Raw genomic sequence first — 17,463 nt, forward strand, 5'->3', positions numbered from 1 at the left:
ATATCAATCGTAAGTAGCAACGGCAGTATCGAATAGGTTTTTAACCAAAGCGATGTATTCATCAAGGAACGTGATCTGTTCATTAGTCGCTTTTTTATGCCATACACCAGCCAATATCTCACCAAGATCTTCAACAACCGCATCCGCTTCTTTTAGTAATTTGAAGCGTACGCTTGAGTGAAGCTCTGGGTTTTGCTCAAAGATCGCCATGATGTTTGAAGCCACCATATCGGTGACGACATCTTCGATGCTTTCGGATCCAGTGTCGCCAATTTCAGTCGTGAAAATATCTAGATTTAGCGACAAGTGCTCGATAAGAGCGAGATATCCATCGGTTTCTAAAACCACTGTTTTTCTCCGTTTATTGCAAGCCTTCGAAGCTGAAAGCGGAATAGTTTCAATAGTAAGACATGCCGAGAAAATTTCATTAACTTATTTCATATTAACAAACATTCACGAACCAACTGGATGTTTTTCAAACAATTGCGCTTTGCCTCACTGCGTTCGGATACAGGGTTTCTTCAAACCTTTTTGTATTTCAGTCATTTTCATGCAAACAAGTTTGGTTACGACCGTTTTCTTTTGCACGATACAACGCAGCATCGGCACTCTTTAACCATTGAGTGTGAGTTTCAAAATAAGGTTTATACTCGCAAACACCAATACTTATCGTGTAATTAATCAAAAAATCTTCCACTTTCACGATCTCTTGCTCAATTCTTTTACGTAAACGCTCCGCGAAATAGCAAGCTTGTTCTTGATTCGTATGAGGAAGCAATACCGTAAACTCTTCTCCGCCAAAACGACCGCACACATCACTGCTTCTTGCTGTCTTTCTTAATAACGAAGAAGTACGACGAATGACTTCATCTCCCGTCGGATGACCATAGGTATCATTCACTTTTTTAAAGTGGTCGATATCAAATATTACTAATGAGCATGGTCCGTCGATAACTTTTAGGTGAGCAAACTCTTCTTTCAGCGATTGCTCCCAATAAGCGCGATTAAATAAACCTGTTAAACCATCTTTGCGACTGATTTCAGACAAATGTTGATTTGTTTCTTTCAAATGAATGCGATTTCTTGCCGTTTCAGAGACATCATTCACTTGAATAGCAATGTGGCTGACCTCTCCTGAGAGCCCGATTAACGGGGTGATTACGATGTCTTGATACATGAAATCACTGCTGTTTGAAACCGGAGAAAAATTGTTGAATTTAAAAAGGTACGGTCGGTTTTCCCAGCTAGAGAAGGAACGAGTTTCCAGATCGGCGGCGGTTTTTATCTTGGTTTCTAGCCAAGTTTTTGGCAGCTCTTCAAAATGATCAAATAAACATTGGCCAAGGATTTCTTGTGACAGAACGCCACTGTATGACTGCATAAAACTGTTCCACACACAGACCTTATACTCTTGATCCAACACGATAAGCCCTGAATCCATCGTATCGAGAATTTGTGTGACCCAATGAAAGTCTGCTATGTCCAGCGTAATATCGGACATTAGATTAGCTCCATGATTTCATAAATAATTTCTACGGATGGTTTATCAATTAAAAACAATACCTCACACTCAAAATCGAGCGCTTCTGCCATGTAAGTGTATTCGATAGTAAACAGCTCACCTAATTCACCCTGCTCTTCACAATAAGGCGTTAACGTATCCACAATGCCTGGCTGACGAAGTGAGAATTGCTTGTCGAGCTGATCCCCTAACGATGTGAGAAATGACGAAACCAGTAAGTTCGAGATATTCAAAATGATTTCATTATGAGGTGTAAACTCAAGCAGATAGCCTAACTTCTCGCCAATTTGATTGATGTCTCTACCACGTAAACACACCAGAGCTTCACCATGAATACCGCCACCAACAAACCTCTGCGCAACCGCGACGGAGCCATCACGCCCAACAACGTCGACAAGCGTCATATGAAGTTCGCCATAGGATAACGGACCAACATGTGGAACAGGAAGTTGGATGAACTCGTGTAAGTGGTCTGCCATAATCGCAGCCCCTTTACCAAGGGCAATGTTTGCAATCTCGCGGAATTTGGCTAATGAGGAGAACTCCTCGCAAATCTGGCTTTTAGGATCAATCGAATGACTAGGCTTGAACGCATAGTGCAGCCCCAATTGTTCATAGAGCGGTATCACCTGCTCTTCTGTCAGAGGCTTAGCGATAAAAGCTTGAGCACCTAGCTCTATGCAGCGCTGTTTTGCCTCTTGTTGAACATCTCCAGAAATAATGACGATTTTAGTCTGGTAGTGACTAACAGGTAATGACTCGAGGACTTCAAAACCGTCCATGATCGGCATCGTTAAATCGAGAAACAAAATATCGATATTTTGCTCCGCAAGAATATTTAGCGCCTCATACCCATCTTGAGCTTCGATCAGGTGCAATGATGTATCTTGTACGATGGAGCGCGCAATGAGCTTTCTTGCAACCGCTGAGTCATCACATATCAGTATTTTCATGTCACCAATGGAACTAACGTCAAAAAAATAATAATACCTGTTGTATACGTTCATCTCCATATGCTATGCCGACAAATCAGAGGCTTATAAGCGATTTGATTCACATTTATACAAATTGACTACACTGAGAGGAAGGTTTCTTTACGAAGTATGCTCAACGTAGCGCCAACACCTTGCTTTTTATCCTAAACTGTTGGTGGTCAAATAGATTCGCGAGGTTTTGTATGTGGCAAGCAATATCGCAACAGCTTTCTGATACTTTATTATTCGAGTACCAGATCACGGAAAAAGTAAGACTGTCTGGTGGGGATATCAGTGAAAGCTACATGATCAATGACGGCGAACAGCGCTATTTCGTGAAAATTAACGATCGCGAGTTTTTGTCTAAGTTTGAAGTTGAGGCAGAAAGTCTGCATCTTTTGCGTGAGACATCCACCCTATTTGTTCCAGAGGTTGTGTTGGTTGGTAAAACCAAAAATGCCTCATTCCTAATTCTTAACTACCTTCCAACAAAGCCATTAGAAGATGGCCCAAACAGCTTTAAATTAGGACAGCAATTAGCTCACCTTCATCAATGGGGCGAGCAAAAGGAATTTGGTTTTGATACGGATAACTATCTCGGGTCCACTCTACAACCCAATAAGTGGCACAAGAAGTGGTGTGTCTTCTTTGCTGAACAACGCATAGGATGGCAATTACAGCTCCTTAAAGAAAAAGGCGTCACTTTAGTTGATATCGACGACTTTATAGATGTCGTAAAACAACTGCTAGCAAACCATGCTCCAGAGCCCTCCTTGCTGCATGGCGATTTATGGAACGGGAATGCGGCTCTCACGGCATGTGGCCCTATCTGTTACGATCCCGCCTGCTACTGGGGTGACAGGGAGTGTGATATTGCGATGACTGAGCTGTTTGGTGGATTTCAGCCGGAATTTTATCAAGGTTATGAATCTGTTATGCCACTTTCTGCTGGTTATCAAGAGCGTAAAGATATCTATAACCTTTACCATGTTCTCAACCATTGCAATTTATTTGGCGGCCATTATTTGGAGCAGGCTCAACAAGTTATTAATAAAATTATTTCTTATTAATTTGGAAGCCACTGCATATTTCAAGATGTAAAACCTCGAGGCACATCACTACAGAAAATGACCCTAAGCTCAAGGTTGAGTTTGGGGTCAAGTTTTATACTTATTTCGACTCAATTAGCAACAACTCCACCTAATATCAAAGGAGACTTAACTTTGGATTGTGCCTATTTTCCTTGTAGGCAAAGTAAGTGAAGGGCTGTACTTCCTTAAAGAATAGAGTGTTTAAAAGCCCTGCGATATTAGGAGTTGTTGTATGAAAAATTATACCGAAAGGCATGTCAAATGCCCCCATTGTGGACATTCAATCGGCATTACACTAGATGCAAGTAATGGTGACCAAGAGTTTTATGATGATTGCCCAGCTTGTTGCCATGCCATTCACTTAAATATGCGAGTAGATGAGCTGCAAGATAAAGTCGAACTGTTTATCGATGACAATTACGAATAACAACTCGAGCATGTAAGCGTTGGAAACACAAAGTCACTTGAATTAAAAAGGAGCGCTTGGCTCCTTTTTATCATTCTAAAGCTGTTTTGCTGCGAGAACTCGCTCAACAGTATCAACTATGGCTTGAGTCTGAGGGTCAAACTCAATATTAACGCGGTCCCCTACTTGTCTTACTCCAAAGAGTGTTCGTTGCAAGGTTTCTGGAATTAGGTGTACTGAAAAACGACACGCTTCAACCTCACCAATCGTCAAAGAACAACCATCCAAGCCGATATAACCTTTCGCTAATACATATTTCATTGATTCTTGCGGCAGTTGGAACCAAATCGTGCGGTTATTAGGCTCATCGATGATCTCGACAATATCAGCCATCAAACTAATATGGCCAGACATGCTGTGTCCGCCAATTTCATCACCAAACTTGGCAGCTCGCTCAATGTTTACGCTGTCACCTTCAACTAGCTCGCCTAAGTTGGTGAGAGCCAATGTCGCTTGCATTAAATCAAAGCTGATAAGGTTGCCATTAATATTGGTCACGGTCAGGCAGCAGCCATTGTGAGCGACAGATGCCCCTATTTCTAACCCTTTACAAAGCTCTTCGCTTAACTCGACAACATGCGTTTGAAAGCGTTCTTTTTTATCAATTTTAACGACCTTCGCCGTACCCTGAACTATTCCTGTAAACATTCTTTTTACCTATTGATTTCATACAAGCTGCAATCGATGACAGAGCCTGAAGCACAGCACTGTGTATCGAGATAAAACCTGTAGATTATAGAGCAACGACCTATTGAAAAATGGAGCCTTGTTCTCATACATGCTTCTAACATTAACATGATTTATTACAGCTCTCAGTATTAGCGTATCCTGAGCTTAGCTAGCATTAAGTTAGTGTTATCCACTATTCGCAACCTAACTATGGAATATAAACATACAATTGTTTATCATTTGCGCGGAGTTTCTCCGAGGCATTTTTTCACCTTATCGTGACTAAAATCAACCATCAGATCAGTTCACCACATCTTTTGTCCTCGAGCGCTCTCATTCTTTCAACTTATTGTTCCGCTCTGGAGTATTTTTCGTGCATCGCTATAAAGAAGAAGCATCAAGTCTCATCAAATTGGCGACCCCGGTATTGATCGCATCTGTTGCTCAAACTGGTATGGGGTTTGTTGATACCGTTATGGCCGGAGGCGTTAGTGCCACCGACATGGCTGCGGTTTCTGTCGCTTCAAGTATTTGGCTTCCATCCATTTTATTTGGTGTGGGTTTGTTAATGGCGTTAGTCCCTGTTGTCGCACAGTTAAATGGCTCTGGTCGTCGAGTAAAAATCCCGTTTGAAATTCAACAAGGCGTCGTTTTGGCATTGTTGATCAGTGTGCCGATTATTGCAGTGCTGCTTCAAACCCAATTTATTCTCGGATTTATGGATGTTGAAACGCTGATGGCAGAAAAAACAGTGGGGTACATTCATGCTGTTATCTTAGCAGTCCCTGCCTTCTTGCTTTTTCAAACGCTTAGAAGCTTTACGGATGGTATGTCATTGACGAAACCAGCAATGGTCATTGGCTTTATCGGTTTACTGCTCAACATTCCCCTAAACTGGATTTTCGTGTATGGCAAGTTTGGAGCACCTGAATTAGGCGGTATTGGCTGTGGTGTCGCAACCACGATTGTTTACTGGGTCATGTTTGCCCTACTATTGCTTTATGTAATGACATCAGATCGACTTAAAAGCATCAACTTATTTGGTGAATGGCATCGACCACAATGGAAAGCGCAAGTTCGTCTGTTCAGGCTCGGCTTTCCTGTTGCAGCAGCGCTGTTTTTTGAAGTGACACTATTTGCTGTCGTTGCACTATTGGTCTCACCACTAGGACCAATCATCGTTGCTGCGCATCAGGTTGCGATTAACTTCTCGTCGCTAGTATTTATGCTTCCAATGAGTATCGGTGCGGCAGTGAGTATTCGTGTCGGACACCGACTTGGCGAAGAAAACGTTGATGGCGCTCGCGTTGCTTCACGAGTGGGCATCATGGTTGGTCTAGGTCTATCTGTTCTTACAGCGATATTAACCGTATTGTCTCGTGAATGGATCGCCGAACTTTACACTAGCAACCCAGAGGTCATCACTCTAGCGATGCAACTGCTCGTATTTGCTGCTGTTTATCAATGTACGGACGCAGTTCAGGTAATCGCGGCAGGTGCACTACGTGGCTATAAAGATATGCGAGCCATCTTCAACCGTACTTTTATCGCCTACTGGATTCTTGGTTTACCAATGGGTTACGTCCTTGGCCGCACAGACTGGATCGTCGAGCCGATGGGAGCGCAAGGTTTCTGGCTAGGCTTTATCATCGGCCTTTCTTCTGCCGCACTTATGTTAGGGGTAAGAATGCGCTGGATGCACCGCCAAGAACCAGAGGTGCAATTGAACTTTTCAGTTCAGTGATCATAAGAAAAAGCCAGCACACGCTGGCTTTTTTGATCGAATAATAACGCTGTTGAGTATACTTATAACAAGCTTGTGAGCCAGTTTAGCCTGCTCTCAAGGTGACAAATACGAAGTTATAAAAAGGATATTTGTGCGGTCTATTTTATTGTTCTTAGTCTTGTTTCTTAACGGTTGCGATAACTGGTTCAACCCAGAGAACGCCATGTTTGACAAGTATCACCAACGTGTCGCCAATGTGTTGGACGCTCCTAATCTTCCAATCGAATCGCAACCTACTGTGACCATACCTGCAAAACGTGACTTATTCGAGCCACTTCCAAGGCTATCGATTGGTTTACTAGAAAGCTACCAATTACGCCAGTGTGGATTATTCAATCTACTTGCCGAGAAAAACTCGCAACTTGGTAAGGTGCAGGATGCATTTCATGATTTTGATTACCAAACTTCACTGTTACGAGTCATGAATCGATGTCTATCCGAATTTCAGCTCAGCGATGAAGAACGTACCACATTAACAAAGCTTTATTCGACTAAGTGGCAGCATTTAGGTACTCATCTTGACAACTTGCTACTCGCGAGTGATGCAATGCAAAAGCAGCTAACGGCGTCGGATTGGCTATCTCAAGAAACACCAAATGATGTTGCACGTATTAACGACGTCTATCGCCTTTTCAGTGAAATGTACGGCTTACCTCATCGCGCCATTTCACGTCTGCCCGATATTGAGATTGTGCAGTATCAAGAAGAGCTAGAGAAATCTCGTTTAATCGGACGACTTTACTATTCGATGATAAACGCTTCTCACTGGCTCAAAGCTACGACTCAGTTACTTGAACAACATCAGAATAATGTTTTGTGCGGGCCAAACCGAGACGTGACCCAGTTCCGCTACCTAAGAAATGTCTTCCAATCTATTTACGTTGAAGAAGTGCAACCTTACTTAGCCTATTTAGACAGTACCTATCAGCAACTTCATGATGGTGCCACCTTGATAGAAAAGCGTATGCAACTTCATGGTCATCAATATGGCATAAAAGAAGCACACAAAACCTTTAGACAAGAAACCCTAAACCACGTTCAGTTTTGGCAGGGTCTCTTCAAGCGGTGCGGTGTAACCGTTGGCAACGAGTAAGTGCAGAGCGTTCTATTCCTTCAGCCTCTCACGCAAGAATCGGGCAAAACGTGGCTTACCGTTATGAGTAAAACCGTTGTACCTGAACGTGATGGTTGAACCTATTTTCGGAGGCTGACGACGCACTTCATCGGTAAACCCACTACCAATGTAAAACTCTGTACCATCTGGTAAGCGAACTAACATCGCCCCCATCATACCCAATAAACGCCCCGTGCCTGGCTTATAGCCCACGACTAGCGCTTCATCATCCGCGTATCGTTTCAGTTTAAGTAAATCACTACCACGTCCAGCTTGATAACGGCTTGATACCTTACGTAGCATCACCCCTTCACCATCGGATATTGAAATCTTATCCAATTGCGCAAACAGGTGAGCTTCATTTTGGATCGCTCGGTGTTCGACATATTTGATATGAGCTTGGTCTACTTCGAGCACTAAGTCTTTGATGTTGTAATAACGCTTCCGGTAATCACCAGCAGAATACGGCATATCAAAGATCATAAAATCAATGTTTCGCCAAGCTGACTCCACAGGCGTTTTATCCAAAACCGTTTGTTGTACGAGATGAAAATTGCCTCGTCCCGCCCATAGCTCACCATCTAACGGATAGTCAGGTAGTGAATCTATAAACCAATCTGGAGCGTAGATTCGGTTACCATTTCTCGTCACGAGATGTTGTCCTGTCCAATAGGCGCGAATGCCGTCGAGTTTTTCGCTATACCAATATTCAGATACATCGATACCATCTTGATAGCTTTGAGCAAGAGAAACTGGAGGCGTGAGAGAAGTATCAGCTTGAAGCTGTGAAGACGCTGTCATAACAGCCAGCGCGATTAATGTCATTTTTAATGGCATAAGAAGACCTTGTACAAAAAAGCGCCTTTATTGAACCGTAACTCCTCTCGATGACCTATTTGTTACTAGTCATTCTTCGACTCAGAACAATCAACTTAAGTAATGATTTGCAAGGACAATCATAAACTTTAGACAGATTTTGCATTTAATATTTACACATTGTTCACAATAAGATGGGTGAGTCTCAAATCAAGTCGCAATCTAATCTCGATGAGACTCTTGCTTTAGCACTCGATACTAATTCGACCTCTCTCCTGAACAAGCCGTTTGTCTATGCGTTTTTGATTCTCAAATTGAGAACCTATTCCTTCTCAATTTGAATGACACCACCAAAAAATCATAACTATCTGATTTTATACGCATTTAAATCTGGCACGTTACCTGCTCTATATTCAAGTAGAGAAAACAAACGGAGATAGAGTCATGGAATTACGCAAACTAGAAATTAATCAAGACAAATTAGCCATTGAGTTTTTTGGTGACTTAGACGCAAGTGGCTGTCGACAAGCACAACATCACATTGATGAAGTAATTCACGACAATCATCACAAAGAAGTCGAAATTAACCTACAGCACGTCCAATTTCTTGATTCTTCAGGGATTGGTGCCATTGTTTACTTATATAAGCGTCTAGTTGAACGTGAAAGAAGCATGAGTATTGAAAACGTATCAGGCCAACCTTTAGAAATCATGAGCTTGCTTCGTATTAACCATGCTATTCCCGTTAACTCAAAAGGACACTAAAAATACCGGTTTAAACGGAGGTTGGCATGGTAAATCTTATACGACGATATGTAGTAAGCGGTCTTGTTGTCGGCATGTTTGGTTGTTCGTCGTTTGACTACCCAGACCACGGAAAAGGTGGCTTGGCGGAAAACTATCAAGATATCTCAATTGAAAATTATCAGTTTTCCCCAGTCATGCCCGATGAACCGTTAGGTCCAGAGCATGGGTTGAGGTTTGATTGGCAACTCACCAAGCTACACCTAGACGCGTTGATTCAAGAAGGCGCACGCTGGTGCTTTCCTGCAGCAGTCGTGCAAGCGCTTGAGAAGCAAAACAGAATCGCACGTGAGTTAGAGGGCGGACTTCTACTCGATGCTGCTAACGACCTGGTGATTCAGCGTCGACGTTTAAACCAACTTGAACAGCAACTCGACTATGTATTAAGCCAAACCACTTGTACGCCACCCGATGATATTGAAGCATTGCGTAGCGATTTGAACGTCGTCGCTGAAATTTATGCACTCCTCAATATTGATAATCAATTTGCTGTCGATTCAGCAGAAATTAATCCAAAGTACATGGGACATTTGGCAGAAGCTGCCTACATTTTACGTGACCACCCTAACCTAACTCTTGTGGTGACTGGGCATGCCGATGTCACTGGCTCACCAGATTACAACCAGAAACTCGCTCAAGCGCGTGCAGAACAAGTGAAGCGTTACCTGACTGTATTTGGCATCACTTCAGAACGCGTAACCACCAAATCTGTGGGAGATAGCCTGCCGCTTTATGAAGGTGAAACACCTGCCGTGCGTTTAACCAATCGCCGCGTAAGCATCGAGGTTATTAGCACTAATTCAGATAGCGATACCTCAGTAAATCGCAATCTATCTGCAGGAGGTACGCTATGAACACGATGAAACCATTTATCACCTTAGTTCTTTTGTGCTTGGTTGCTTGGGTACCTACTTCGTCAGCAGATGAAAACAATACTGTTAAGGTCGGCGATTTAATTCAGATTAACCTACCTGGAGAAGCGTCTTTAAATAAAGGGTTTCAAGTCGATCGCCGTGGGCGCATTAACTTACCGGAAGTCGGCCCTGTATTTGTTGCTGGATATAATGAGCAACAACTCCAAGACGTGATTATCGAAACGCTAAAAACCGTGTATCGTGACGTAAACAACGCTCGAGTCTTTATCAAACAACAACAGTTATTAGTGTCAGTCCAAGGCTACGTGGTCAAACCCGGGGAATATACCTTACCTTCAGGTTCCAACATTCAAATGTTTGTATACGAAGCTGGCGGCCTTCGCGCAGGTGCTCAGCTCGATAAAATGATCGTTAAACGCGGCGACAAAAACATCGAGTTTGACTACAAACGTTTCCTTGATACTGGTGATAATAGCCAGCTCCCGAAATTGGAATCGCTGGACGTACTGTTTGTTCCAGCATCTCCACTCGTTGGGAATATTGAGCAAGAATTTGATGCAGCAAAACTCGCGAACTCAGGCGATAGCGCAGACTCCGCTCGTGCCATCAAAGTCTTTGGTGAAGTTAATGCTCCCGGCTCATTCTCTTACAAACCGAACACCACGCTCGTTGATGTCGTGATGAGAGCTGGCGGCGTAACACGATATGCCAGTGTTGAGCAAATTCGCGTGATCACAAATAACAACCCAACCATGTTTAATCTAAAAAAGTATCTGGATACGGGTGATCAAAGCTTACTACCAGAAATCCTACCGGGTGCCACCATCTTTGTTCCAAAACAGGAAGAAGAAATCAAAGCGGGCGCAAATGTGGTTTATGTCATGGGTGAAGTTGCCCACCCTGGCGCGTATGAAGGAAAGCAAGACGCTAGCTTCATGGATATTCTCGCCAATGCAGGCGGGCCTACTCGCTATGCAGAATCTCGCCAAATTCGTGTCATAAAAGCCGATGGTAAGGTCATCAAATTCGACCTAACCGCGCATACCGAGGGGCTGTCTTCGGTTAGACCACCGAATGTCGGACCTGGAGACGCGATTTTCGTCCCTGAGAAAACCGATTTCAACGAGAAGTCATGGCTAAAAGTGGCGCCAAGTCGAGCGGTCGCTGTGATGGGAGAAGTCGTGCGCCCGGGACGTATTGAATGGTCAGACGAAATGGATTTAATTGATCTGCTTGCCCATGTCGGCGGCCCAACACGTAGAGCTGACACCACCAAAATTGAAGTCGCCAATAATGGTCAAATGACACAGTTCGATTTAGATCAATACATTTTAGATGGCTCACCAACATCGAATCTGCCCCGAGTTTCTGCTGGCACGGTAGTAAGAGTCCATGCATTACCTGACGATCCATCAGACAACAAATCGCAATGGGTAAGCCAGAGCTCTGATGCCTCGATATATGTTTTCGGTCAAATCAATGCCCCAGGCCGCTATCGCTTTACCGAAGAGATGCACTTTCTGGATATTTTATCTGCCGCCGATGGACCAACAATGGATGCCGATATTCACAATATTCGTGTGACGCACCGTGGCCTAGGCTATGCCAAAGTGAGTAAATTGAATTTGTCGATGTACTTTGAAACGGGCGATGAGTCTATTCTGCCCCACGTTCGTCCCGGCGATACCATTTACATTCCGGAAAAAAACAAAAACTGGTTGGATCGCTCCAAAGAATCCACCGTGCGCGTATTAGGTGAAGTAAGAGACCCAGGGCGCTATGTATTTAATGACAACATGACGGTACTTGACCTGCTGGCCGAAGCAGGAGGCCCGACTAACAATGCGTATCTTGAAAAAATCAGTGTGGTCAACATGTCTTGCTGTCAGGGCCAAGCTCGAACATTTGATTTGGTGAACTTTAGCAAAACCGCCAACATTTATGATTTACCAGTCATCCGTGCAGGCGACACTATTTACATTCCACATAAAGACGAAAGCTTTGCTGAAAAAGCGAGAGCCGGATTAAGAGATATTCTACAAATCACCACAACCATCGTGTTAATAGGAGCGTTGTAATGACTATTCCTGCCACTCACGCTGAGATTGAGCAAATTTATCTTCAGAGTGAACAGAAAGGCCACAAAACGATTTGTGTTGTGGGTTGTAAGTCTGAAGACGGCGTCACTTCCGTTGCTTCATCTCTAGCAGAGCGTCTGGTTTTAGCTGGACACAATACTTTGTATGTGGATCTTAACCTGTTCAAGCCCGCGTATCGCACCATTCACGAGTTTGATGATGCCGAAAAAGTTGGACACCTGATCACAAGAGAAAATACGCATCAAACCTTAGTCGGTCTCCCTGCTCCATCTCTCGCCAGCACTCAATTGGCGTACCGAGACCCGACGATGCTGAAGCGCAATATTGCAGAGTGGTTAACGCAGTACGAGCGCGTCGTGATAGACACATCTCCACTTCTGAGTGTCAACCGAAGCAATATTGCCCCTCAAGTGATTGCGGGCGTATGTGATGCCACCTTATTAGTCGCACATTATGGCTCTACGACGGCAACCCAACTCGAACAAGCCAAAAAACTACTTGATGCTAGCGATGCGAATTTGATTGGTTCCGTGCTGAACATGAAGCATACACCAAGCCTGAAAGATGAATTGATCCGCCAAGTTTCCAAGCTACGCTTTTTACCCAAAAAGTGGAAAGAAAAGATATCTCAACAAATTAAGAAAAGTGAACTATTTATGTTATAGGGAGCGCCAATATGACTGCAAATAACACACCGACTATCGAACAAGAATTGGTGGATGAACACATTCTCCAGCAAATGATCAAAGATACGTGCGCCGAAATCATCCCTACGCTGATTGAACATTATATTGAAGAGTCACGAGAGCGCATGGAGAAAATAGAGCAAGCATTAAGCGTGAAAGACCTCCAAACATTAGAGTTCGAAGTTCATACACTCGGCAGCTCTGCCCTTGCTTTAGGTAACCGAACGCTTTCCAGACAAGCAAGAATGATTGAGAAATATTGTGTGGAAGGGAAAACACTAGAAGCATTGGCTCTCTGTGAGTCTCTTTCCCAGCTGGCAATTGAATCGTTTGACGCGCTAGAAAAGCGAAAAGATCAGGGGTTCGAGTAACCGTTTCAATAATAAATTATCTTATGAATCATCGCACTTATTAAAGTGCGATGCCGATATCATCTAAGACATTTACAATTTAACTTAATCAATTAAAAAGTATGGATTTTTCGCAAATTTCCCACCTTGTGCTAATACTTAGATAACGCTTTTCTCAAATTGAGAATATTCAGTACTAGAGAGCACTAAGTCATATAACTCGCTCATCACGCCAAATACAAATAATAGTGCTGACAAAAATCATAAAAGTGAAACGAACTACGTTGGGATAGGACTATGAGACCAAGGGTGTTACTGGTAGAAGACTCTACTTCACTAGCCATACTTTATAAGCAGTATGTCAAAGACGAACCTTATGACATTTTTCATGTCGAAACAGGTCGCGAAGCAATTCAATTTATTGAAAGAAGCAAACCTCAACTCATCATTCTCGATTTGAAACTGCCCGATATGTCTGGTGAAGACGTATTGGATTGGATAAACCAAAATGACATTCCTACCTCCGTTATTATTGCTACAGCGCATGGCAGCGTAGACTTAGCCGTTAACCTAATTCAAAAAGGTGCGGAAGATTTCTTAGAAAAACCTATTAACGCTGATCGCCTAAAAACTTCTGTTGCATTACACCTCAAACGCGCCAAATTGGAAGATTTAGTAGAAAATATTCAGTCCAAGTTTGATCGCCATAACTATCACGGATTTATCGGTTCAAGTCTCCCAATGCAGGCGGTATATAAAACTATTGATGCCGTTGCTCCAACATCTGCCAGTGTCTTTATTGTGGGTGAAAGCGGCACAGGTAAAGAAGTCTGTGCTGAAGCCGTGCACCGTCAGAGCGACCGTAAAGACAAACCTTTTATTGCTATAAACTGCGGGGCTATCCCACGAGATTTAATGGAAAGTGAGATTTTTGGCCATGTTAAAGGCGCATTTACCGGGGCCACAACAGACCGAAAAGGTGCTGCGACGCTGGCTCACGGTGGTACGCTTTTTCTCGATGAACTGTGTGAAATGGAACTTGAGATGCAAAAGAAGTTGCTCCGTTTTCTTCAAACAGGAACCTACACACCGCTTGGTGGCACTCGAGAGATGAAGGTGGATGTTCGAATCATTTGTGCCACCAACCGAGATCCATTAACAGAAGTGGAAGAAGGTCGTTTTCGTGAAGATTTGTATTACCGCGTACACGTAATACCTATCGATATGCCCCCTCTGCGCGAGCGAGGAAGTGACATTGTCACGCTAGCCAAGCACTTTTTGACCACTTATGCCAAACAGGACAAAAAGAAATTCTCAACAATCGACAGCGAAGCTCAACATATCATCAAGCATTACGAATGGCCGGGTAATGTAAGGCAATTACAAAACATCATACGTAACATTGTGGTGCTTAATAATGACGAAAAAGTCACGGTGAATCACCTACCCGCTCAACTGACTAGAAAGTCTAAAACGGTGAGAACATCCACTCCCGCACATGTAACTCAAGAGCCAGCACCCCCTCCAACAATAACATCCCGACCAGTGTATGTTGAGGAACAATCGGCCCCCGCTAGAGAACCGTCAATACCGACACCGGAACCTAACATACAATCATCAGCGGCTGCCTCGCCGTACTTTAACTCTGATGGAACCATTCGCCCTATGTGGCAAGTGGAGCGTGAGGCGATTCAAAACGCAATCGCATACTGTGATGGCAACGTTCTCAATGCCGCCGTAATGCTGGAGCTAAGCCCATCTACGGTTTACCGAAAAAAACAAGCGTGGGAAGCGGATGAAATTAATCTCGAACAATCTTGAGAAACCTGACGTTGGTGAAATTTGGATTTTTCTTGATAGCCGCCTGTTTGGCGGTATCGAAAGTCACGTCATAGAGCTTGCTCGTGGATTAATGACATTTGGGCACAAAGCACGTGTTGTCTTAACGACTGAGTACTCGCCACCAGCACAGATTGTAGAAAAAGCAGAAGAATCTACCATCCCTGTGAGTTACTTGAACCATTTGTCTGGTGAGCCACATAAGGCATTAAAGATCAAACACCTAACAAACGCAGTCGCCAATCACCAACCATCGGTCATTCACTCTCACGGTTACAAAGCGTCAATCTTAGCGCGCTGTGCCAAGCTACTCACGCGCACATTTCCTCGCTTGATTTCAACTTATCATGCAGGTGAATCATCCTCGGGCAAAATGTGGCTCTATGATTGGCTTGATAGAAGTTCAGGCTACCTCTCTAACCACTGCTTTTCCGTCAGCCCAAGCATTCAGCGCAAAGTCATTTTCCCTTCGGAACTGCTGAATAACTTTGTTTCGATTCCCGATTGTAATCTCAACTATCAAGAAATCGCCTTCGTCGGCCGATTGAGCCAAGAAAAAGGTGCCGACCAATTTATCGAAGTGGCTAAGCTCTGCCCAACACTGCAGTTTAGTGTTTACGGTGATGGACCCGAAAGAGAATCACTCGCCCACATTGCCCCTTCAAATGTGATATTTTTCGGTCATCAAACTGAAATGGAGACCGTTTGGAAAAACATTAGTGTGCTGGTAATTTCTTCTCGCTATGAAGGCCTGCCTATGGCGGCGCTTGAAGCAATGGCTAGAGGAATAGTAGTGATGAGCCTACGCGTGGGTCGCTTGCCCGATATTATCCAAACTGGCGAAAATGGCTTTATTGTCGATGACGTCCCATCTCTCGCTCAATGCCTTAAACATTGGATGTCTCTTGATGAAGTGCAGCAATCTCACATTCGTCAAAACGCTCGGCAGACCATTATTGATGATTTCTCGGCGCAAAACGTTATTCCTGTATTGCTACGAAAATATCAAATTGAAACGGAGCAATAAGCCATATTGGTTCTCAATATGAGAATATTGCTTACCCCCTTAAGGCCAAGCACAAATATCTAATAATATTCAAACACATAAACTAATGGCATATTTTGGCATCTCTGTTGCAACTCAGCTGTTAACACAAGTTAATGATGAGACAGAGGTGACTTATGACTACTCCAAAACGCATTCTATATGTTCATTATGGTGATAACTGGATTCGCGGCAGTGAAGTGGTACTTCTGGATCTCATCTCAGGGATTGACCGTGATAAGTTTGAGCCATTCGTGTGGTCAAACTGCCAGCCACTAATCGATAAGTGTCAATCGCTCGGAATTGAAGCGGAACATTCTGTTTTCAATCTCGTTGGTGGCTGGAGTGCACCTCGCTGGGATATTAGCGGATGGAACAGCCTTATCAAACAGGGCTCAGCACTGATCGAAAAACACAATATCGACTTGGTACACGTTAATAGCGGTGGTCCTTGTCAATGGATGTGTTTGGCTGCACGTATGAATCACATCCCACTTGTCACCCAACTTCATTGTCACTATACATTGCGAGATCGCTTCTCTCTTGGGCTACACCTCTCCCCAAAATTGATTTGCGTTAGTAAAGATGTCGGTCGTGAAATTATTCAGGACGGTTACCCAGAAGACCAACTTTATGTTGTGCACAACGGTGTATCGCTTCTGGACTCTGATACGCCCATTGATATCAAGGCTCACCTCGGAATACCTCCACAAGCGTTTACCTTTCTCTCGGTAGGTTCATTGATTAAAAGAAAAGGATTCGACCGCCTTATTCGCGCTATGCGCATGCACAATTACCATCACGATAATCCTCATCTTGTTATCGTTGGCGATGGCGAGGAAAGAGAAACATTGCAACAACTTGCTTCGGATCTTGGTATCCAAGACAGAGTCCACTTTGTCGGGGAAAAAAGCAATGCAGGTGCATGGATGTCTGGGAATGCAGACGCTTTTATTAGCGGCGCCTATGAAGAGGCCTTTGGTCTCGTGCTCGGGGAAGCGGCTTTAGCTCAACTGCCTATCGTGGCTCCTAAAACGGGAGGCATTCCTGAGTTGTTCGAGCATAATCACTCTGCACTACTGTACCAGAATCGCGGAATGGCAAGCTTATTAAACGCGATCCAACAAGTCATGCAAGATGCAGCGCTAAGAAACAAGCTAGCTGAAAACGCCTATCTTCATGCTAGCCAAAACCTCACGACTGCAGCATCCATAAGCGCCATTGAACGTATTTATGAAGGTGAGCTTGAGAACAACAGTATTACACCAATGCCAATGACTCACTGCATGAAGCCTCTTTCACGCTGGTTGAGCATCAATTGAGGAGG

17 protein-coding genes are annotated in these 17,463 nt (G+C 43.7%); 12 read left to right on the plus strand and 5 right to left on the minus strand.

Annotated elements, in window-relative coordinates; genetic code table 11:
- Positions 1-3: 3 nt before the first annotated feature.
- The 3 genes from P4S59_RS08420 to P4S59_RS08430 form a co-directional block, all read right to left on the minus strand.
- Positions 4-348, minus strand: a complete 345-nt coding sequence (locus P4S59_RS08420) for a DUF3802 family protein (RefSeq protein WP_005396212.1) — start codon at positions 346-348, stop codon at positions 4-6.
- Positions 349-538: 190 nt separating this feature from the next.
- Entirely contained in the window at positions 539-1,501 is a 963-nt protein-coding gene (locus P4S59_RS08425) for a GGDEF domain-containing protein (protein ID WP_005396213.1), read from the minus strand.
- Positions 1,501-2,475 (minus strand): response regulator, encoded by a 975-nt coding sequence (locus tag P4S59_RS08430; RefSeq protein ID WP_005396215.1) that lies wholly within the window; start codon positions 2,473-2,475, stop codon positions 1,501-1,503. Before P4S59_RS08430 ends, P4S59_RS08425 begins: the two co-directional genes overlap by 1 nt.
- A 224-nt stretch (positions 2,476-2,699) precedes the next feature.
- On the opposite strand from P4S59_RS08430, the gene P4S59_RS08435 reads away from it, so the two are divergent.
- On the plus strand, positions 2,700-3,566 hold the full coding sequence (locus P4S59_RS08435) for a fructosamine kinase family protein (protein ID WP_005396217.1): 867 nt from the start codon (positions 2,700-2,702) through the stop codon (positions 3,564-3,566).
- Between the two features lie 253 nt (positions 3,567-3,819).
- Entirely contained in the window at positions 3,820-4,014 is a 195-nt protein-coding gene (locus P4S59_RS08440; RefSeq protein WP_005396219.1) for a CPXCG motif-containing cysteine-rich protein, read from the plus strand.
- Positions 4,015-4,089: 75 nt separating this feature from the next.
- Here P4S59_RS08440 and P4S59_RS08445 read toward each other — a convergent pair whose 3' ends face one another.
- Positions 4,090-4,701 (minus strand): riboflavin synthase subunit alpha, encoded by a 612-nt coding sequence (locus P4S59_RS08445; RefSeq protein WP_337168231.1) that lies wholly within the window; start codon positions 4,699-4,701, stop codon positions 4,090-4,092.
- Positions 4,702-5,095: 394 nt separating this feature from the next.
- On the opposite strand from P4S59_RS08445, the gene P4S59_RS08450 reads away from it, so the two are divergent.
- Together P4S59_RS08450 and P4S59_RS08455 are read left to right on the plus strand one after the other, a co-directional pair.
- Positions 5,096-6,466, plus strand: a complete 1,371-nt coding sequence (locus P4S59_RS08450) for an MATE family efflux transporter (RefSeq protein WP_065646737.1) — start codon at positions 5,096-5,098, stop codon at positions 6,464-6,466.
- Positions 6,467-6,599: 133 nt separating this feature from the next.
- Positions 6,600-7,601, plus strand: a complete 1,002-nt coding sequence (locus tag P4S59_RS08455; RefSeq protein WP_337168232.1) for a DUF3080 domain-containing protein — start codon at positions 6,600-6,602, stop codon at positions 7,599-7,601.
- Between the two features lie 12 nt (positions 7,602-7,613).
- On the opposite strand, the gene P4S59_RS08460 is transcribed toward P4S59_RS08455, so the two are convergent.
- Positions 7,614-8,459 (minus strand): DNA ligase, encoded by an 846-nt coding sequence (locus P4S59_RS08460; protein ID WP_006742936.1) that lies wholly within the window; start codon positions 8,457-8,459, stop codon positions 7,614-7,616.
- Positions 8,460-8,882: 423 nt separating this feature from the next.
- On the opposite strand from P4S59_RS08460, the gene P4S59_RS08465 reads away from it, so the two are divergent.
- From P4S59_RS08465 to P4S59_RS08500, 8 genes are all read left to right on the plus strand, one after another.
- Positions 8,883-9,203 (plus strand): STAS domain-containing protein, encoded by a 321-nt coding sequence (locus tag P4S59_RS08465; RefSeq protein ID WP_005394270.1) that lies wholly within the window; start codon positions 8,883-8,885, stop codon positions 9,201-9,203.
- Between the two features lie 26 nt (positions 9,204-9,229).
- A complete protein-coding gene (locus P4S59_RS08470; RefSeq protein ID WP_253658494.1) occupies positions 9,230-10,096 on the plus strand; it encodes an OmpA family protein in 867 nt (288 codons plus the stop codon).
- Positions 10,093-12,195 (plus strand): SLBB domain-containing protein, encoded by a 2,103-nt coding sequence (locus tag P4S59_RS08475; RefSeq protein ID WP_114322354.1) that lies wholly within the window; start codon positions 10,093-10,095, stop codon positions 12,193-12,195. Before P4S59_RS08470 ends, P4S59_RS08475 begins: the two co-directional genes overlap by 4 nt.
- Positions 12,195-12,881, plus strand: coding sequence for an AAA family ATPase (locus P4S59_RS08480; protein WP_053807396.1), 687 nt, complete (start codon positions 12,195-12,197; stop codon positions 12,879-12,881). Before P4S59_RS08475 ends, P4S59_RS08480 begins: the two co-directional genes overlap by 1 nt.
- Positions 12,882-12,892: 11 nt before the next feature.
- On the plus strand, positions 12,893-13,273 hold the full coding sequence (locus P4S59_RS08485) for an Hpt domain-containing protein (protein ID WP_337168233.1): 381 nt from the start codon (positions 12,893-12,895) through the stop codon (positions 13,271-13,273).
- Between the two features lie 276 nt (positions 13,274-13,549).
- The gene (locus P4S59_RS08490) at positions 13,550-15,073 is read left to right on the plus strand and encodes a sigma-54-dependent transcriptional regulator (RefSeq protein ID WP_161445568.1); all 1,524 of its coding nucleotides are present in this window, start codon (positions 13,550-13,552) and stop codon (positions 15,071-15,073) included.
- Positions 15,048-16,118 (plus strand): glycosyltransferase family 4 protein, encoded by a 1,071-nt coding sequence (locus P4S59_RS08495; protein WP_337168234.1) that lies wholly within the window; start codon positions 15,048-15,050, stop codon positions 16,116-16,118. Before P4S59_RS08490 ends, P4S59_RS08495 begins: the two co-directional genes overlap by 26 nt.
- A gap of 155 nt (positions 16,119-16,273) precedes the next feature.
- Positions 16,274-17,458: a glycosyltransferase gene (locus tag P4S59_RS08500; RefSeq protein WP_104974125.1), complete on the plus strand. Its 1,185-nt coding sequence runs from the start codon at positions 16,274-16,276 to the stop codon at positions 17,456-17,458.
- Positions 17,459-17,463 lie beyond the last annotated feature (5 nt).

Origin of the sequence: Vibrio sp. M60_M70 (assembly GCF_037162085.1) — a bacterium.
Lineage (GTDB): Bacteria > Pseudomonadota > Gammaproteobacteria > Enterobacterales > Vibrionaceae > Vibrio > Vibrio diabolicus.